The organism is Thioalkalivibrio sp. ALE25, assembly GCF_000377285.1.
GTDB lineage: Bacteria > Pseudomonadota > Gammaproteobacteria > Ectothiorhodospirales > Ectothiorhodospiraceae > Thioalkalivibrio.
Genome location: NZ_KB897939.1, coordinates 1 through 18,683 on the forward strand (window position 1 = coordinate 1; position 18,683 = coordinate 18,683).

Below are 18,683 nucleotides of genomic sequence, written 5' to 3' on the forward strand. Positions count from 1 at the left end.
AGGCGCAGCGAGTTCAGCGCCGCCGGCCCAGCGCGTCCGGAGCGAGGTTCCCGGGCGAAATCCGGGTGCCCTTCTTTGGGTCCTTTCTTGGGCAAGCAAGAAAGGACCTCGCGGCGCGCTGGCGAATCAGCGCCTGGCAGGTTGCGGACCGAAGGCACCGTAAACACCGAGCGACGAACCATGGCCAGCCACCACGAGGCAGGCGGCCGGGGGCTACTCGTGGACGTAGTCCACCACCTCAAGGCCGAAGCCGCCGAGGCCGTGGAAACGCTTGGGTGCGGACATCAGCTTCATGCGGCCAACGCCACAGTCGGCCAGGATCTGGGCACCAATGCCATACATGCGCCACTCGGCGGAGTTCTCCCGCCCACTGCGCTCCTCCGGCGCCGGCTGGCCGATATGCTCCAGACGCTGGGCCAGGGCCTCCGGGCTCTCGTGCTTGCGCAGCACCACCACCACGCCCTCGCCGGCCGCGTCGATCCGGCGCAGGGCATCATCCAGCGGCCAGCCACGGTCCGGGCCGGCATAGCCCAGCGTGTCGTACAGCGTGCTCTCCAGATGGACACGCACCAGGGTCTCCTGGTCCGGCTTCGGCTCCCCGCGCACCAGCGCGAAATGCAGCTCGTGATCCACCTCGTCCTCGAACGCCAGCAGGCGGAATTCGCCATGCTCGGTCGGGAACGGACGCTCCGAAACCCGACGCACGGTCTTCTCGTTCTCGATGCGATAGCGGATCAGGTCCTCGATGGTGCCCATCTTGAGGTCATGCTCGGCGCAGAAGCGTTCGAGATCCGAACGGCGCGCCATGCTGCCGTCCTCGTTCAGGATCTCGACAATCACCGCCGCCGGTTCGGCCCCGGCCAGGCGCGCCAGATCGCACCCGGCCTCGGTATGGCCGGCGCGCACGATGACCCCACCGGGCTGTGCCATCAGCGGGAACACGTGCCCCGGCTGGACGATATCCTCGGGCTTCGCGTTGGGCGCGACCGCGGTCCGGATGGTGTGTGCGCGATCGTAGGCCGAGATGCCGGTGGTCACGCCCTCGGCGGCCTCGATCGACAGCGTAAAGTTGGTGCCATGCACGTCATTGGTGTCGGTCACCATCAACGGCAGCGCCAGCTGCTTGCAGCGCTCGCGGGTCAGCGTCAGGCAGATCAGGCCGCGGCCGTACTTGGCCATAAAGTTGATGTCCTCGGGCCGCGCGTGCGAGGCCAGCATCAAGAGGTCGCCCTCGTTCTCGCGGTCCTCGTCGTCGACGATGACCACCATGCGTCCGGCCTGCAGTTCCTCGAGGATGGTTTCGGTACTGGAAAATTCCATGCGTGCCTTCGGTCGGGGGCCGTGCGTTCAGTCGCGCGGCCCGGATTGATTGGGAAAGCCCTGTTCAGCCAGCCAGGCCTCCGACAGGTCGCCCGCCTGCGCGCCGGGCTCGGCCGCCCGCTCGCCCAGCATCAGACGCTCCAGATAGCGGGCGATCAGGTCGACCTCGAGGTTGACCGGGGTGCCCACCGTATAGACGGCGAAGCGGGTCAGGGACCAGGTATGCGGGATGATGTTGACCTCGAACTCGGCGCCGTCCACGCGGTTCACGGTCAGGCTGGTGCCATCAATGGTGATCGAGCCCTTGGCCGCGATGTAGCGGGCCAGTGCCGGTGGCGCGCGAAAGCGCACGCGGGTCGAGCGCGCATCGGGCTCCATCGCCACCACCTCGCCGACGCCGTCGACGTGCCCGGACACCATGTGCCCGCCCAGGCGGTCGCCCAGGGCCAGCGCCCGTTCGAGATTCACCCGGTCCCCCGGTTCGAGATGGCCCAGCGTGGTCACCTCCAGCGACTCGCGCGAGACATCGGCGGCAAAGCCGCTGCCCGCCAGGTCGGTCACCGTCAGGCAGACCCCGTTCACCGCGATCGAGTCCCCCAGCCGGGTGTCCGACAGGTCCATCCCGGTCGCGTTCACGTGCAGCCGCACGTCGCCACCGCTGGGGGTCTGGCGCTCCAGGCTGCCTAGGGTCTCGATGATTCCGGTAAACATGGACGTCCGCTCGTTCCGGGGTGCCCGCACGGACCGCGCCGGGCTGCTCGCCGCCCATCATAGGGAAACCCTAATGAGTTCGCACCACGCCCCGCCCTTTTACCCGGTTCCTGCCCGGAAAACCCTTGTTCACCACGAAGCACACGAAGACACGAAGAAGGTCAAAGGCGGTTCACAGGAAGATGGGAAGATTGGAAGGGTTTTTCGGTAAAGCACAATAGCGGATGGTCATGGTCTGCCCATGCGATGCGGTTGCGCACCCCGTTTCAAACCCAGTCATCCTTCCACTCTTTCCGTCTTCCTGTAGACCGCCCTTGACCTTTCCCTTCTTCGTGCCTTCGTGTGCTTCGTGGTGAAATCGGCCTTCACGAACGCGGGTGGGCGCGCAGGCGCAGGGTTTCGCCGACCCAGCGGGAATCGACGATCTCGAGTTCGGCGCGCTCGGACATGCGGGCCAGCGGCCACTCGACCAGAGGGCGAGCATTGGAGCCCATTAGCAGGGGGGCCTGGTAGATCAGCCATTCGTCGACCCAGCCACCGCGCGCAAGCGCGCCGGCCAGACCCGGTCCGGATTCCACGTGGAGCTCGTTGACCTCGGCGCGGCCCAGCTCCGCCAGCACCGCGCCCAGATCCAGCCCGCCCTCGGCGGATTCCTCCGCCAACGGCACGGGCCGGACCTCCGCCCCTCGGCCGCGCAGGGTGTCCGCGGCCGGCGAGTCCGCGGCATCGGGCCCCGTGAGGATCCAGACCGGTCCCTCGCGCAGGATCTGCGCGCCCGGCGGCGTCCGCAGGCGGGCGTCCAGGATCACCCGCAGGGGCTGACGTCCCGGCAGGTCGTAATAGCGGGGGTCGTCCGGAAATCCGGCATGGGCGGCCAGGTCGAACGGCTTCATGCGCACGTTCAGGCGCGGGTCGTCGGCGACCACGGTGCCGCTGCCGGTCAGGATCGCGCCCGCGCGGGCCCGCCACTGCTGGACGTCGCGGCGCGCCGCCTCGCCGGTGATCCATTGCGACTCGCCGGAGGCCATGGCGGTACGCCCGTCGAGGCTCGCGGCAAGCTTGACGCGCACCCAGGGGCGTCCCTGCTCCATGCGCCGCACGAATCCGGGATTCAGGGCACGCGCCTCGGCCTCCAGCACGCCGCTGTCGACCGGGATACCTGCTGCCCGCAGGGCCTCGATCCCGCCGCCACAGACCTGCGGGTTGGGGTCCTGCATGGCGATCACGACCCGGGCTACCCCGGCGCCGATCAGGGCATCGGTGCAGGGCGGAGTCCGGCCGTGATGGCTGCAGGGTTCCAGGGTGACGTAGGCGGTTGCGCCACGCGCGGCCTCGCCGGCCGCCCGCAGTGCGTTCACCTCGGCATGGGCCTCGCCGGCCTTCCAGTGCAGTCCCGCGCCGACTTCGCGTCCGTCGCGCACGATCACGCACCCGACCCGCGGGTTCGGGTCCGCGGTGAAGCGGCCGTAGTCGGCCAGCTCCAGGGCCCGCGCCATGTAACGGCGGTCCGTGATCGCCTGCTCGGTCGTGGGTGCTTCCATCACTCCCCCCTGGACGAGTCACCACTCCCCGGTGGCACCTGCGGGCCGCCCGCCGCCGATTCCGGGGCAGGACCGGGCGCCTCCTCGTCGATCAGGCGCAGCTGCGAGCGGCGCATCTCCGGGCTGAGGTCTTCCTCCAGCCGTTCGATGGCCTCGCGGAAGGACTGCACGCTGGCGAAGCTGAGATAAATGGAGGCAAACCGGATATAGGCCACATGGTCGAGGCCGTGCAAGGCGGCCAGGACCATTTCGCCGATCCGGTCGGATTTCACTTCGGGGGCGGTGAGCGCGGACAGCTGGCGCTTGATGTCGTCGATGACCCGCTCGACATCGTCGGTCTTCACCGGGCGCTTGTGCAGGGCCCGACGCAGACCGCTGCGCAGCTTCTCCTCGTCGAAGGCGACGCGTTCGCCGGAGCGCTTGACCACCCGCGGCAGGCTGAACTCCGCCCGTTCGAAGGTGGTAAAGCGCGCCCCGCAGGCGCGGCACTGGCGCCGGCGCCGGATCTGTTCCTGCTCCGGGCCGGCCACCCGCGAATCGACCACGCGGGTATCCTGATCATGACAGGACGGACAGCGCATCCCGCGCCCGCGACCCGTGACTCGCCGAGATTATTCGGGCGCGCCGTAGACCGGGAAGCGGCGGCAGATCTCGACGACCTTGTCGCGGGTCGCGTCGATCACCTGCTCGTTCTCGTGGTCGTCCAGCACGTCGGCGATCCAGCCGGCCAGCTCGCGCGACTCGGCCTCGGTAAAGCCACGCGTGGTCAGCGCGGCGGTGCCGATGCGGATGCCGGAGGTCACGAACGGCGACTGCGGGTCATTCGGCACCGCGTTCTTGTTGACCGTGATGTTGGCGCGACCCAGCGCGGCATCCGCGGCCTTTCCGGTCATGCCCTTGGACACCAGGCTCAGCAGGAACAGGTGGTTGTCGGTGCCTCCGGAGACGATGTCGTAGCCGCGTTCGACCAGGACCTCGGCCATCGCGCGGGCGTTGGCGATCACCTGCTTCTGGTAGGTCTTGAATTCCGGTTCCAGGGCCTCCTTGAACGCCACCGCCTTGCCGGCGATCACGTGCATCAGCGGGCCACCCTGGGTACCCGGGAAGATCAGCGACTGGAACTTCTTGTTCAGCTCCGGCTGACCCTTGGTGATGATGAAGCCGCCACGCGGCCCGCGCAGGGACTTGTGCGTGGTGGAGGTGACCACGTGGGCGTGGTCGATCGGGTTCGGGTATTCGCCCGCGGCGATCAGGCCGGAGACGTGGGCCATGTCCACCATCAGGTAGGCGCCCACGGAATCGGCGATCTCGCGGAAACGCTTCCAGTCGACCACGCGCGAGTAGGCGGAGAAGCCGGCGACGATCATCTTCGGCTGGTGCTCGGTGGCCAGACGCTGGACCTCGTCGTAGTCGATCAGGCCCTCGTCGGTGATGCCGTACTGCACCGCGTTGTAGATCTTGCCGGAGAAGTTCGGCTTGGCGCCGTGGGTCAGGTGGCCACCGGCGTCCAGGCTCATGCCCAGCACGGTGTCATGCGGCTGCAGCAGGGCCATGTACACGGCCGCGTTGGCCTGCGAGCCGGAATGCGGCTGCACGTTTGCGTAGTCGGCGCCGTAGAGCTCCTTGAGACGGTCGATCGCGAGCTGTTCGACGATATCCACGTACTCGCAGCCACCGTAGTAGCGCTTGCCCGGGTAGCCCTCGGCGTACTTGTTGGTCAGCACGGAGCCCTGGGCCTCCATCACGCGCGGGCTGGTGTAGTTCTCGGAGGCGATCAGCTCGATGTGCTCTTCCTGGCGCTGCGCTTCCTTGCTGATGGCGCCCCAGAGTTCGTCGTCGTAACCGTGGATACTCATGTCGATCGAAAACATTCGGTTCTCCCGTTCAAGGCTTCGGATTCGGCGGATTGCGGCGCGCCCGCCGGAAGGCGGCACTGCCGTCAAAAAGGCCGCTTATCATACGTCATCCGGCCCCTCTTTTCAGACCGGGCGGCTCCCGGGGCGCCCACCACGACGCCTCGCGAACGCTCCGAAATTGCGGGTTTCGCGAGCCCGATCAAGTACTTTGATGCCGGTCCCTTCGGCGCGGACGGGGCCGGCTCAAGCCCCTTCCCGTGACCGTGGAATACCGCGCCCGGCGCGCGTCAGGCGGGTGCTTCGATGCGATGGACATCCACGTCGTGGCGGACCGGGTAGACCGGGAGCCCGAACTGGTTGTAGATCGCCACATCCGCCGCGTCGCGGCCATAGCCCACCACCACATAGCCGCCCCGCAACTCGGGCTGGGTCGCATCGAAGCTGTACCAGCGACCGCCGACGAAGGCCTCGAACCAGGCGTGCATGTCCATCGGCTGCAGGCCGTGCAGATACCCGACCACCATGCGCGCCGGGATACTGAGACTGCGGCAAAGGGCGATGCCCAGATGCGCCAGGTCGCGGCACACCCCACTCCCGCGCTGGTTCACCTCCACCGCCGAGATCGGGATGTCGCTGGTGCCGGGAAGATACTCGATGCGGTCACGCAGCCATTGCTCAATGGCGGCCACCTGGTCGTAGCCCAGCCACTGCCCGGCGGTGATCTCGGTCGCCATGCGATTGAAACGGTCCGATTCGCAGAAGCGGCTGGGCAGCAGGTAGCCAAGGGTCGCGTCCGGCAGGGCCTGTACCTCGACAAACGGGGCGCCGGGGGCGCGATCCAGGGCATCGGCCGTCTGCACCTCGGCCGCCGTGTGGATCGAGAATGGCCCCGGCGGCGCGACCAGACGCTGGCAGAGATTGCCGTAGACATCCACGAACTCGGTCACCGGGGCGTTCGGCACCAGGCGATACTCCTCGCGCGCGATCCACTGCAGCGGGCCGCTGCGCGGGCGCAGCATCAGCACGAACGGTGTCGGGACGGGGATCTCGAATTCGAAGTCACAGCGGGTTTCAAGCCACATGGGGCAATGCCTGCGTCGGATGGAGGCCCCACCCTACGCGCCGCTTGGCCGCAGAACCAGAAAAACCTTGCCGCGTTACCCGGACCGGCGGGCGTGTACATTACGGCCCGATTCCCTACACTCGCGATACCGTCTGTTCCCGGGAGAACACATGCGAGGATCCCCCGTGCACCGCATCCCTACACGTCACCTGACCCGCGGGCTGCCGGCCCTGGGCCTGAGCCTGGCTTTGTTGCTGCTCGCGCCCCTGGCGGCGGCCGAGCAGCGCTTCATCAATATCGGTACCGGCGGTGTCACCGGGGTCTACTACCCGGCCGGCCAGCACCTGTGCCGCCTGTTCAACACTCGCCGCGACGAACACGGGATGCGCTGCACCGCGGAAAGCACCGGGGGCTCGGTGTTCAATCTGAACATGGTGCGCTCCGGTGACATGGATTTCGGCGTGGCCCAGTCGGATCTGCAGTACCACGCCTACCATGGCAGCGGCCGCTTCGAGGCCTTCGGGCCGGCCACGCACCTGCGGGCCATGTTCAGCCTGCACCCGGAGCCCCTGACCCTGGTGGTGCGCCCCGACGCGGAGATTGCCGGACTGGATGATCTGCCGGACAAGCGCGTGAACATCGGCAACCCCGGATCCGGCCAGCGCACCCTGATGGAAGAGCTGATGGAGAAGCTCGGCTGGGATCACGATACCTTCCGCCGAGTCAGCGAGCTGCCCTCGCGCGAGCAGGCCCAGGCCCTGTGCGACAATCGCATCGACGCCTTCGTGTTCTCCGTCGGCCACCCTTCGGCGGCGATCCAGGAGCCCATCGCCACCTGTGATGCACGCCTGGTCTCCATCGAGGGGCCGGCCATCGAGGAACTGATCCGCTCGACCCCCTACTACCTCACCGCCGTGATCCCCGCCGATACCTACCCAGGGCAGGACCAGGACATCCGCACCTACGGCGTGGGTGCCACCCTGGTCACCTCGGACCGCACGTCGAATACCGCCGCCTTTGAACTGACCCGCGCCGTGTTCGAGAACTTCGAGACCTTCCGCGGCCTGCACCCGGCCTTCAGCGGGCTCGAACGCGAGGGCATGGTGGACGAGGGCCTGTCCGCGCCCATGCACCCCGGCGCCCGACGCTACTTTCGCGAGGCAGGACTGATCGATGACTGATACCCGAGCCCAGGATGCCGCCAGCCCGGAAGACCGTCAGGTCGCCGAGCTGGAGACCGGCGGCCGCCACCCCGGCCGCGCGACCCGCAGTCTCATCTGGATCACGGCCGTCGCGTGGTCGCTGTTCCAGATCTGGATCGCCGCGCCGATGGCCGACTGGGTGGATGTCTTCGTGGTCTCCGAGACCGAGGCCCGCTCCATCCATCTGGCCTTCGCGATCTTCCTCGGCTACCTGCTCTTCCCCGCGGTACGTCCCACCGCCCGCGGCAAGGGCTGGCAGCACGCGATCGGCATCCTCTATGCCCTCGGCGGCCTGGCCCTGATCGCACTAGGGCTATGGCAGCTGCTGGGCCTTGAACGCCTCGGCGAGGTCTATCTGGCCCTGGGCATTGCTTTGGTAGTAGTGGCCTGGCCCCTGCTGCGCGGGAACGACCCCGTGCATCGTGTGCCCCTGGGCGACTGGGTATTCGCCGCGGTCGCGGCCTTCAGTGCGCTCTACCTCTACCTGTTCCACGAGGCCCTGGCGGCGCGCCCCGGCGCCCCCACCGAGCTGGACCTGGTGATGGCCGGGATCGGCCTGATCCTGCTGCTGGAGGCGACCCGTCGCGTGCTCGGCCCGGCGCTGACCATCATCGCGGCGATCTTCCTGTTCTACACCTTCGCCGGACCGCTGATGCCGGACCTGATCGCCCATCGCGGCGCCAGATACCCGCGCGCGATGGCGCAGCAGTGGCTGTCCAACGAGGGCGTGTTCGGGATCGCGCTCGGGGTCTCCACCAGCTTCGTGTTCCTGTTCGTGCTGTTCGGCGCGCTGCTGGAACGCGCCGGCGCCGGCGACTACTTCATCCGTGTCGCCTTCTCCCTGCTCGGGCACCTGCGCGGGGGGCCGGCCAAGGCCGCGGTGATGGCCTCGGGGATGACCGGGGTGGTCTCCGGTTCATCCATCGCCAATGTGGTCACCACCGGCACCTTCACCGTGCCGCTGATGCGCCGGGTCGGTTTCGCCCCGCACAAGGCCGGCGCGGTGGAGGTGGCCAGCTCGGTCAACGGCCAGTTGATGCCGCCGGTGATGGGGGCCGCCGCCTTCCTGATGGTCGAGTACGTCGGCATCCCCTACGTGGAGGTGCTCAAACACGCGATTCTGCCGGCGCTGATCGCCTATATCGCGCTGATCTATATCGTGCATCTGGAGGCCTGCAAGAACGGCATGGAGGGGCTCCAGCGCGCCACCGTGACCACCTGGCGCGGGCGCCTGATCAGCTTCGGAATCACCGTCTCCAGCCTGATCATCCTGGCCGCCGCGGTGTACTGGGGGCTTGGCTGGATCAAGGAGGTGGCCGGCGACGCCGCCGCCTGGATCATCGCCGGCCTGCTGTTCGCCGCCTACCTGATCCTGCTGTGGATCGTCGCCCGCGAACCCGAGCCGGAACCCCTGGACACCGAGCAATCCCTGCCGCGCGTGCTACCCACGGTACTGGGCGGTCTGCACTATGTGCTGCCGCTGGTGGTGCTGGTCTGGGCCCTGGTAGTGGAGCGCCTGTCGCCGGGGCTGGCGGCGTTCTGGGCGGTGGCCTTCATGATCTTCATCGTCCTGACCCAGCGCCCGCTGGTCGCGCTGTTCCGGCGCCAGGGCCGGCTGCTGCAGGCGACCTGGGTCGGGGTATGGGAGCTGTTTCAGGGCTTCGAGACCGGCGCGCGCAACATGATCGGTATCGGCCTGGCCACCGCCGCGGCCGGGATCATCGTCGGCACCGTGGCAATGACCGGCGTCGGGCTGGTGCTGACCGACCTGGTGGACACCCTGTCCGGCGGCAACCTGCTGCTGGTGCTGGTGCTGACGGCCCTGATCAGCCTGATCCTGGGGCTGGGCCTGCCGACCACCGCGAACTACATCATCGTGGCGACCCTGATGGCCCCGATCATCGTCGACCTGGGCGCCCAGCACGACATCCTGATCCCGCTGATCGCGGCCCACCTGTTCGTGTTCTATTTCGGCATCATGGCCGACGTGACGCCGCCGGTGGGTCTGGCCTCGTTTGCCGGCGCGGCGATCGCGAAGGCCGACCCGATCCGCACCGGGATCCAGGCCTTTGCCTACAGCCTGCGCACCATCGCATTGCCGTTCTTCTTCATCTTTAACAGCCAGTTGCTGCTGATCGGCGTGGACAACGTGTTCCAGCTGACGCTGGTATTCCTCGGCTCGCTGGCGGGCATCCTCGCGTTTACCGCAGCCACCCAGGGCTGGTTCCTGACCCGCAGCCGCTACTGGGAATCCGGCGCCCTGCTGGTGGTGGCCTTCGTGCTGCTGGTGCCCACGGTACTGATGGACCGCATCGCGCCGCCCTTTGCGCACCAGCCGCCGGAGACCCTGCTGGAGGTCGTCGAAACGATCCCGGATCGTGACTCGCTGCGCGTGGAGGCCACCGGCATCGACCTGGAGGGCCGCGAGATCACCCGCACGGTGATGTTCCCACTGGGCAGCCCGGTTCTGGCCCCGCGCGAACGCCTGGCCGATGCCGGCCTGGACGTGCGCTTCGATCCCGACGCGCAGAAGGCGCAGATACAAACGGTTGCTTTCGGCAGCCCGGCCGGCCGGGTAGGCTTGGAGGGTGGCTGGGCCATCACCGGCGTGCTGGTGCCCACCGACCGTCCGAGTCCCTACTGGTTCTACCTCCCCGCACTGGCCCTGGGGCTCCTGGTCGCCTGGAACCAGCGCCGGCGCACGACACCACCGGGAGGCGGGCCATCCGCCGACGCCCCGGCGCTGTCGGCGTAACCCGACCTCACCACGAACGGAGGACCCGCGATGGAACAACCTCAATACGGCTTCAACGTGATCGTGCCGGGCGCGATCGATCAGGTGATCGAGCGCACCACGGCCGCCCTGGGCGAGGAAGGCTTCGGCATTCTCAGCGAGATCGACGTGGCCGCGGCCTTCAAGAAGAAACTGGACCTGGATCATCGGGCCTACCGCATCCTCGGCGCCTGCAACCCGAACCTGGCCCGCCAGGCGATCGAGGCGGATCCGAACATCGGGCTGCTGCTGCCCTGCAACGTCCTGGTACAGGACAACGAGAACGGGACCTGCACGGTCGGCTTCATGGACCCGGTCGCGGTGATGGGTCTGGTCAACAAGCCCGGTGTCGAGGACCTTGCTCAAGATGTGCGGCATCGCCTGGAACGGGTACGCCTGACACTGGAGACGGGCTAGTGGGCCATGCGGGAAGTTCGGTGACGATGGAGCACAGCCAGAAGTGCCGGAGCAAGGCGGGCAAGTGCCGGAATAGCCACGCTATTTCAAACTTGCCCAACGCAGCGCCGGCGCTTCTGGCGAAGCGATCCGTTACCGAACTTTCCACGAGGCCCACTAGCCCCGGCCGCGCCCGCATCTGATGGAACCCGGAACCGACCAGTCCTTGCTACTGGCCGAGCGCATCCGTTCGGCCAGTGCAGCCGGCCACCGCCTGGCCATCACCGGCAGTGGCAGTCAGCGTGCCCTCGCGTTCCCCGAAGGATATCCGGCGGATGTGCAGCTGCTGGAGGCAGGCCGCCACCACGGCATCGTCAATCTGGCCCCCAGCGAGCTGGTGGTGACGGTGCGTGCCGGCACACCGGTGATGGAATTGCAGGCCGCGCTGGAAGAGGTCGGCATGATGCTGCCCTTCGAGCCGGCCATGCCCACCCCGTCCAGCACCGTGGGCGGCATGGTCGCCCTGGGGCTGTCCGGCGCGCGCCGCCCCTGGACCGCCAGTCTGCGTGACGCGCTGCTGGGTACGCGCATCGTGAACGGCCGCGGCGAGATCCTGCGCTTCGGTGGCGAGGTCATGAAGAACGTCGCCGGCTTCGACGTCTCGCGCCTGATGGCGGGCAGCATGGGCAGTCTGGGCCTGCTGCTGGAAGCCAGCTTCAAGCTGCTCCCCGCCCCCGCCTACCAGGCCTGGCTGCGCCGCGAGGCCTCCGCGGCCGAATTCATCCACCAGGCCCGGGACTGGGGACGCACCGCCCTGCCCTTCTCCGGTCTGGCCTGGGCCGACGGGATCACCCGGATCCGCCTGGGCGGTGGGCAGGAGGCCGTGCAGGAGGCCGCCGAGCGCCTGGGCGCGGATGCCGATCTGGAGGGTCCGCCCTTCTGGACCCGGCTGCGCGATCGTCACCTGCCGTTCCTGACCGGTTCGGTGACCGGCGACGAACGCCTGTGGCGTCTGAGCCTGCCGCCGGCGACCCCGCCCCTCGACCTGCCGGGTGAGTGGCTGATGAACTGGGGCGGCGGCGAGCGCTGGCTGCGCTCCAGCGCGGCCCCGGAAACGGTCCGCACGACGGTCGCAGACGCGGGCGGGCATGCCCGGCTGTGGCTGGGCAATCCCGCCGGCGGCTCCTGGCTGCATCCGCGCCCCGCGCCGCACGCGCGCCTGGAAGGGGAAGTCCGCGCGGCGATGGACCCGGACGGGGTATTTTTCGCCCCACTGATTGCCCCCCATCCACGCCCCGCCCGGGCGAGCTGAGACTATGGAAACCCGCCTGCACCCCCGCTTCGAGAACGACCCGGCGGCGCGCATCGCCGAGGACGCGCTGCGCGCCTGTGTGCACTGCGGCTTCTGCAACGCGACCTGCCCGACCTATCAGGAACAGGGCGACGAGCTGGACGGCCCGCGCGGCCGGATCTACCAGATCAAGGAGGTCCTGGAGAGCGGCGAGGCCAATGCCACGACGCGCACCCATCTGGACCGCTGCCTGACCTGCCTCAACTGCATGACCACCTGCCCCTCCGGCGTGGACTACAACCACCTGGTGGCGGTGGGCCGCGAGGTCGTCGAGCGCGACCTCGACCGCCCCTGGCGCGAGCGGCTGCTGCGCGGCCTGCTGGCGCGCGCCCTGCCGGCGCGCTGGCCGTTCCGTCTGGCCCTCGGGCTGGGGCGTCTCGCCCGCCCGGCCCTGCCCGCGCGACTGAAGCGGCGCGTGCCGCCGCGCCAGGCCACCGGGGCCGTACCCCGGCCCGCCAACGGTGCTGCGGGACCCGGCTTCCAGCATGGGCGCGTGCTGCTGCTGGGCGGCTGCGTGCATGACGCCATTGACGCCCGCATCAACACCGCCCTGCGCCACCTGCTGGCCCGCCGCGGCGTCGAGGTAGTGGAGACCGGGGCGGCCCGCTGCTGTGGAGCGGTGGAACATCATCTGGCCTTCGAGGAACGAACCCGCGCCCGGGTCCGCGCCAACCTCGACGCCTGGCAGCCGGTCCTGGAACGCGGGGTCGACGCGGTCGTCAGCACCGCCAGCGGCTGCGGCGTGCTCCTGCGCGACTACGGGCACATCCTGGCCGACGACCCGACGTACGCCGAGCGCGCGGCCCGGCTGGCCGAATGCGTGCGCGACCCGGTCGAGCTCTTCGATGCCGAGGCCATCCGCGCGCTCGGTATCCGCGCGCCGGACGATCATCCGCCCGTCGCCTGGCACGCCCCCTGCACCCTGCAACATGGCCAGGCCCTGCCCGGGCGCGTGGAACCGCTCCTGCAGGCCGCCGGTTTCAATCTGGTTCCGGTCATCGAGCCGCACCTGTGCTGCGGCTCTGCCGGCACCTACTCGATCCTGCAGCCGGAGATGGCAGGTCGGCTTCGCCAGCGCAAGCTGGACAACCTCGAGGCCGCGGGCCCCGCGCGCATCGTCACCGCCAACATCGGCTGCCAGACCCATATGCAAAGTGGCACGGACACCCCGGTCGAGCACTGGCTCACGCTGCTCGAGCGTCACTGTCCGGCAACTCCCGCCGGTGCGTAGGGGCGCTTGCCCGCGCCCCGGCGGCGATCTAGATTCCCCCTTTTCCAATCCGGTAGACGCATCCATGCAGGCAAAATCCTTTCTCCCCCCGCAGCGCACCCTGATGGGCCCCGGCCCCTCCGATGTGAACCCGCGTGTTCTGAGCGCGATGAGCCGCCCGATCATCGGCCACCTGGACCCGGTTTTCGTCGGCATGATGGAGGAGATGAAAGGCCTGCTGCAGTACGCCTTTCAGACCAGTAACGCGCTGACCCTGCCGGTCTCCGCCCCCGGCTCCGCCGGCATGGAGACCTGCTTCGTGAACCTGGTCGAGCCGGGCGACAAGGTAATCGTCTGCATCAACGGCGTGTTCGGCACGCGCATGAAGGAAAACGTCGAGCGCTGTGGCGCCACTGCCGTGGTGGTCGAGGACGACTGGGGCGCCCCGGTCTCCCCGCAGAAGGTCGAGGACGCGCTGAAGGGCAACCCGGATGCGAAGATCCTGGCCTTCGTGCACGCCGAGACCTCCACCGGCGCGCGCTCGGACGTCGAGACCCTCTGCCGGCTGGCGCGCGAACACGACTGTCTGAGCATCGTCGACTCGGTCACCGGCCTCGCCGGCAGCCCGCTGTACGTGGATGACTGGGGCGTGGATGCAATCTACTCCGGCTCGCAGAAATGCCTGTCCTGCACCCCGGGCCTGTCGCCGGTCAGCTTCAGCGAACGCGCGGTAGAGCGCATCCAGGCGCGCAGCCACAAGGTCCAGAGCTGGTTCCTCGACCTGAACCTGGTCATGGGGTACTGGGGCGGCGGCGGCAAGCGCGCCTACCACCACACCGCCCCGGTCAACGCCCTGTACGCCCTGCACGAATCGCTGGTAATCCTTGCCGAGGAAGGCCTAGAGAACAGCTGGTCGCGTCACTGCCGCCACCACGACGCCCTGCGCGCCGGCCTTGAGGCCATGGGCCTGAGCTTCCTGGTGGATGCCAAGCATCGCCTGCCGCAGCTCAATGCGGTGCACGTGCCCGAGGGCGTGGACGAGGCCGCGGTGCGCGGCGAACTGCTGAACCGCTACGGCCTGGAGATCGGCGCCGGGCTGGGACCGTATGCCGGCAAGGTCTGGCGTATCGGCCTGATGGGCTACGGCGCGAACGAGAAGAACGTCCTGCTGTGCCTGTCCGCGCTGGAGGCCGTGCTGGCCGACATGGGGGCCGTCACCCCCGGCCGCGCGATGCCCGCCGCCCGGGCCGCCTACGCGCAGCAGGGCTGAACCCACCGATCACCGGTCGCCGCCGCGCCCATGCGCGCTGGCGGCCACTCGAGACCCAACGGGAGGCGCATCATGACGCTAAGCGAACTGCTGCAGTACCTGGATGAACACATGGACGGCGTGTTCCTGGACGGCGACCCTGCCGCGTCGCTGGAAAAGGCGCGCAGCGGCGAACACCGCAACCCCATCGCGGCCGAGGTCCTGGTCGCGCTGATGGACGGGGCCGGCGCCGACAGCCCGGACACCACCCTGGAACGCGCCGAGGCGGTCAAGGCCATTGGCCCGACCCGCCTGAAGTACATGGGCGATGACGCACCCGTGGAGGGCTTCCGCCTGGTGGAGAAAACCATCGTCACCATCGACGCCGCCTACAACGAAGAGGCGCTCGCCTCCCGCGGCTGATCCCGCCCGCTAAGGCGTCATCCCGGAAACCGCGCAGCGGTTGTCCGGGATCTCCAACGCCGGGGCAGATCAGGGCGATGGGGCTTCCGCGAAGCGGGGATCCCGGCTCTTCGCTGCGCTACGGCCGGGATGACGCGAGGTGTTTCCCTAGAACAACCCGGCGAGCCACAGCACCGCGCCGGCCATGGACGCCCCGATCAGCGCGCCCATGGCGACGTCGCTGGGATAGTGCAGCGCCAGTACCAGCCGCGAGGCGGCCACCAGCGCCGCGAACGGCACCACCAGCCAGGCCCAGACCGGGAACCACGCCACCAGGACCACGGTGAATCCCACCGCGTGCATGGTATGGCCGGAGGGGAAGCTGAATTCGTCCAGCGGGTCCACCGTCCGCGTGAACGGGCGATCACGGTGGCAGGGCCGCCGCCGGCTGGTGCGTCGCTTCAGCCACTTGTACACCGGCAGCGACGCCAGCCCCACCACCGCCATCTGCAGGCTGACCCAAGCCGCCTGCGGCCCGTGCAGCAACGGCAGCACCAGCATCAGCGCATACCAGGCCACCCCGTCGCCCAGCCGGCTCACCCCGCCAAAGAACCCGCTGACGACGCGGCGCCGATTGTAGTGGTTGAACTGCCGGCAGACCGCCAGCTCCAGCTCATCCATCCATTGCAGGACGCGCATCGCGACCCTCCTTGAGGATTCCCAGACACTGGGACTCGAACTCGGCCACCACCTCGACCCAGTCGAGCCCGCGGGCATGCGCTCGCGCCTGACGGCCCATCTCGCGCCAGGCCTCCGGATCCTGCGCGAGAGCGCCCGCCGCGCCGACGAAGGCGGCGGCATCCTCGGACGCCGTTCCCGTCAGCGGCACCCGGGCGCCACTCACGCCGCTGGTCACATGCTCGTGAGCCGCGGCCGAATCGAAGGCCAGCACCGGGAGCCCGCTCGCCATGGCCTCGATCACCACATTGCCGAAGGTCTCGGAAGTCGACGGAAACAGGAACAGATCGGCGCTGGCGTAGTGCTGTGCCAGGGCCTGGCCCACCTGCTGGCCGGTGAAGATCGCGTCCGGATTGGCCCGCTCCAGCTCCGTTCGCGAGGGGCCATCGCCGACCACCACCAGGCGCGCGCCGGGGCGCGCCGCCTGGATGGCGCGAAAGGCATCCACCACCAGGGCCAGATTCTTCTCCGGTGCCAGGCGCCCGACGTACAGCACGACCGGTGTGGCGGTCGCCGCACCCCATTGCTGGCGCAGGCGCGATGACCGCCGCGCCGGGGTGAAACGCCGGGTATCCACGCCCCGCGCCATCACCCGCACGCGCTGGAATCCCTGCGCCGCCAGCGTGTGCGCCAGTGCCCCGGTCGGGGCCAGAGTCACGTCACAGCGGTTGTGGAAACGGCGCAGGACAGCGCGCACCAGCGGGGTCAGCCAGCCGACACCGTAGTAGCGGGCATAGCCGTCGAAATGGGTATGAAAACCCGAGGCGACCGGAATCCCGAGGCGCCGCGCCGCGCGCAGGGCCGCATGCCCCAGCGGACCCTCGGTGGCGATATACACGGCATCCGGGCGGTCCTCCGACCACAGGGCCTGCAGCCGGCGGCGCGCCGGGAGACCCATGCGCAGGCCGCTGTAGCCAGGCAGCGGCAGGCCCGCGAGCAGGTGGTCACACGCCCCTGATTCGTCGCCCGCCCCGCAGGGGCGCGCCACCTCGCCCGGCTGGCGCGGGCGGGCGACCTGCACCCGGTGGCCACGCTCGCGCATCCCCTCGACCAGCCGCGCGAGGGTATGCGCCACGCCGTTAACCTCCGGCGGCCAGGTCTCGGTGACCAGCGCCAGATGCAGGCGTGTGCGGCAGGGGCCCGGGGACTCGATGTGCGGTTGCGACCACATGATGAATCCCCGTGCCGCGGCCGGCGCTATGCAGGCGAGCGATCGCTTTCGCGACCAGCTGGCGGTTCCAGTGGCAGGTCCAGCACGCGGACGATGGCCTCACGGGCACCGTCCGCCAGGCTGCGCCGGTCCTGATCCGCGACTTCCAGCGGCGCCAGAAAATGCAGGTCCACACGCGTCTCGCGGCGGCACAGCAAGCGCCATACGTTGGGGATCAGGCGATCCCCGCCGGAATACGACACCGGAACCGCGCCATCGGGCGTCCGCTCGTAGGCCAGCGCCACCGGCTGCACCGGATGCCGAGTGCCGGTGACGGCCGCGAACAGGCGCGGGTGGAAACGGCGCACGAACTCGCCCCGGCTGGTCGTCCCCTCCGGAAACACCACGAAATGGCGGCCCTCGTCCAGGCCAGCCCGCATGGCCTCGACATGGGCGGAGGCCTGGTGCGCACCGCGCTCGATGAAGCGGGTGTCGTGCTGCCGGGCCAGCCAGCCGATGACCGGCCAGCGCGCGATCTCCGCCTTGGACAGGAAGCACGGGTCCAGCGCTGCCCCGATCAACGGGATATCCAGCCAGGAGACATGGTTGGAGACCACCAGCGACGGCCGCCGGGGCGGCTCGCCATGGATCCGGAAACGCACCCCCGCGATCCACAGGGCACGGTCGTACCAGGCCCGGCGGATGCGACTGCGCTCCTCGAAGTCGGCCTCGCGGCGGGCCATCCGCCAGGTCAGCCAGACCCCCGCCAGCATGTGCAGCACGATACGCATCAGCCTAGCCAGTGCCCGCAGTGTTCCGGTCATGTTCCGTTCCTCGGCTTGCAGGCGCCGCGGCGCCCAGGAAGTGCCGATGGTAACGGTCCGGCATGGCGCGCACATCCAGCAAGACGAGCACGTCGGCCACATTGAAATCGGGATCGAAACAGGCCTCGCCGCAGACCCGCGCGCCCAGGCGCAGGTAGGCCTTCAATAGCGGCGGCATACCGCTGCGGCTGGGCGTGCCGTGGCAGATGGTCAGGGCGTTGGGAAGCGGTCGGCGCGGGGTGACCCGCAGGCGCGACGGGGCCCGATGGAACATGCGCAGCCAGGCCAGCTGGGCCGGTGTCTGCTCGGTCAGGGGCAGGCTGGCGCAGCCCATCAGGTAGTCGTAGCGATGGGCATTCATGAAACGCGCCAGCCCGGTCCACAGTGCGTTGATGGCGCCGCCCTGGCGATGGTCCGCGCGCACGCAGGTACGACCGACCTCCAGAGTGCGCCCGGGCAGATTCATCAGCGGGCCCAGTTCGAATTCGGACAGCGAATAGAAACCGCCGGCCGTGCTCGCACTCTCTTCGGTCAGGATGCGCGTGCAGGCCACCACACCGCCCGAACGTCGGTCACGCACCAGCAGGTGATGACAGAAGGCGTCCAGCGGGTCACGATCCAGCCCCGAGGCGGTGTCCGGCAGCGCTGCCCCCATCTCGCCGGCGAAGACCTCGTGGCGCAGGCGCTGGGCGGCTTCCAGATCCGCGGGGCTGGAAGCCAGATGGACGCGATAGGCAGTTTCGGCATCCGTGGAGGACACGGACAGGGAGCGAGGCGGTGCGGTCATGGTGGCGACCTCCGGTTGAACTGCCCCGGAGACTACGCCGCGCGCTTGACCATCCCGTGTAGAAACGATGACGGTCGGGTGAATCCGCCGTCGGATGCCCACCCGCAGAG

Annotated in this window: 17 protein-coding genes; 7 read left to right on the plus strand and 10 right to left on the minus strand. The window is 69.0% G+C overall.

What is annotated here, in order from left to right; all coding sequences use genetic code 11:
- Positions 1–213 precede the first annotated feature (213 nt).
- The 6 genes from ribBA to C996_RS0112840 form a co-directional block, all read right to left on the minus strand.
- Positions 214–1,320 carry a bifunctional 3,4-dihydroxy-2-butanone-4-phosphate synthase/GTP cyclohydrolase II gene (gene ribBA, locus C996_RS0112815; RefSeq protein ID WP_018867828.1) on the minus strand — a complete coding sequence of 369 codons (1,107 nt, stop codon included), beginning with the start codon at positions 1,318–1,320 and terminating at the stop codon, positions 214–216.
- A gap of 27 nt (positions 1,321–1,347) precedes the next feature.
- Positions 1,348–2,031: a riboflavin synthase gene (locus C996_RS0112820; RefSeq protein ID WP_018867829.1), complete on the minus strand. Its 684-nt coding sequence runs from the start codon at positions 2,029–2,031 to the stop codon at positions 1,348–1,350.
- Positions 2,032–2,396: 365 nt separating this feature from the next.
- On the minus strand, positions 2,397–3,572 hold the full coding sequence (gene ribD, locus C996_RS0112825; protein WP_018867830.1) for a bifunctional diaminohydroxyphosphoribosylaminopyrimidine deaminase/5-amino-6-(5-phosphoribosylamino)uracil reductase RibD: 1,176 nt from the start codon (positions 3,570–3,572) through the stop codon (positions 2,397–2,399).
- Positions 3,572–4,153, minus strand: a complete 582-nt coding sequence (gene nrdR, locus C996_RS0112830; RefSeq protein WP_026279321.1) for a transcriptional regulator NrdR — start codon at positions 4,151–4,153, stop codon at positions 3,572–3,574. The genes ribD and nrdR overlap by 1 nt, the downstream gene beginning before the upstream one ends.
- A 30-nt stretch (positions 4,154–4,183) precedes the next feature.
- Positions 4,184–5,443, minus strand: coding sequence for a serine hydroxymethyltransferase (glyA, locus tag C996_RS0112835; RefSeq protein WP_018867832.1), 1,260 nt, complete (start codon positions 5,441–5,443; stop codon positions 4,184–4,186).
- Between the two features lie 272 nt (positions 5,444–5,715).
- Positions 5,716–6,510: a transglutaminase family protein gene (locus tag C996_RS0112840; protein WP_018867833.1), complete on the minus strand. Its 795-nt coding sequence runs from the start codon at positions 6,508–6,510 to the stop codon at positions 5,716–5,718.
- Positions 6,511–6,661: 151 nt separating this feature from the next.
- Here C996_RS0112840 and C996_RS0112845 point away from each other — a divergent pair, with 151 nt between their 5' ends.
- From C996_RS0112845 to C996_RS0112875, 7 genes are all read left to right on the plus strand, one after another.
- Complete coding sequence (locus C996_RS0112845; RefSeq protein ID WP_026279322.1) at positions 6,662–7,672, plus strand: TAXI family TRAP transporter solute-binding subunit; 1,011 nt, start codon at positions 6,662–6,664, stop codon at positions 7,670–7,672.
- Positions 7,665–10,448, plus strand: a complete 2,784-nt coding sequence (locus C996_RS0112850; protein ID WP_018867835.1) for a TRAP transporter permease — start codon at positions 7,665–7,667, stop codon at positions 10,446–10,448. The genes C996_RS0112845 and C996_RS0112850 overlap by 8 nt, the downstream gene beginning before the upstream one ends.
- A gap of 30 nt (positions 10,449–10,478) precedes the next feature.
- The gene (locus tag C996_RS0112855; protein ID WP_018867836.1) at positions 10,479–10,883 is read left to right on the plus strand and encodes a DUF302 domain-containing protein; all 405 of its coding nucleotides are present in this window, start codon (positions 10,479–10,481) and stop codon (positions 10,881–10,883) included.
- A 181-nt stretch (positions 10,884–11,064) separates the two neighbouring features.
- A complete protein-coding gene (gene glcE, locus C996_RS0112860; protein WP_018867837.1) occupies positions 11,065–12,174 on the plus strand; it encodes a glycolate oxidase subunit GlcE in 1,110 nt (369 codons plus the stop codon).
- 4 nt (positions 12,175–12,178) lie between these two features.
- Positions 12,179–13,444 carry a glycolate oxidase subunit GlcF gene (gene glcF / locus C996_RS0112865; protein ID WP_018867838.1) on the plus strand — a complete coding sequence of 422 codons (1,266 nt, stop codon included), beginning with the start codon at positions 12,179–12,181 and terminating at the stop codon, positions 13,442–13,444.
- 64 nt (positions 13,445–13,508) lie between these two features.
- Positions 13,509–14,693 (plus strand): alanine--glyoxylate aminotransferase family protein, encoded by a 1,185-nt coding sequence (locus C996_RS0112870; RefSeq protein ID WP_018881514.1) that lies wholly within the window; start codon positions 13,509–13,511, stop codon positions 14,691–14,693.
- Between the two features lie 72 nt (positions 14,694–14,765).
- The gene (locus tag C996_RS0112875) at positions 14,766–15,095 is read left to right on the plus strand and encodes a hypothetical protein (RefSeq protein WP_018867840.1); all 330 of its coding nucleotides are present in this window, start codon (positions 14,766–14,768) and stop codon (positions 15,093–15,095) included.
- Positions 15,096–15,242: 147 nt separating this feature from the next.
- On the opposite strand, the gene C996_RS0112880 is transcribed toward C996_RS0112875, so the two are convergent.
- Genes C996_RS0112880 through C996_RS0112895 form a run of 4 tightly spaced genes read right to left on the minus strand, consistent with a single transcriptional unit; the run spans position 15,243 to position 18,573 of the window.
- The gene (locus C996_RS0112880; RefSeq protein WP_018867841.1) at positions 15,243–15,773 is read right to left on the minus strand and encodes a phosphatase PAP2 family protein; all 531 of its coding nucleotides are present in this window, start codon (positions 15,771–15,773) and stop codon (positions 15,243–15,245) included.
- Positions 15,748–16,983, minus strand: coding sequence for a glycosyltransferase family 1 protein (locus tag C996_RS0112885; RefSeq protein ID WP_018867842.1), 1,236 nt, complete (start codon positions 16,981–16,983; stop codon positions 15,748–15,750). The genes C996_RS0112880 and C996_RS0112885 overlap by 26 nt, the downstream gene beginning before the upstream one ends.
- A 26-nt stretch (positions 16,984–17,009) precedes the next feature.
- Positions 17,010–17,753 (minus strand): 1-acyl-sn-glycerol-3-phosphate acyltransferase, encoded by a 744-nt coding sequence (locus C996_RS0112890; RefSeq protein WP_018867843.1) that lies wholly within the window; start codon positions 17,751–17,753, stop codon positions 17,010–17,012.
- A 4-nt stretch (positions 17,754–17,757) separates the two neighbouring features.
- Positions 17,758–18,573 carry a GNAT family N-acetyltransferase gene (locus C996_RS0112895; RefSeq protein WP_018867844.1) on the minus strand — a complete coding sequence of 272 codons (816 nt, stop codon included), beginning with the start codon at positions 18,571–18,573 and terminating at the stop codon, positions 17,758–17,760.
- Between the last annotated feature and the right edge of the window lie 110 nt (positions 18,574–18,683).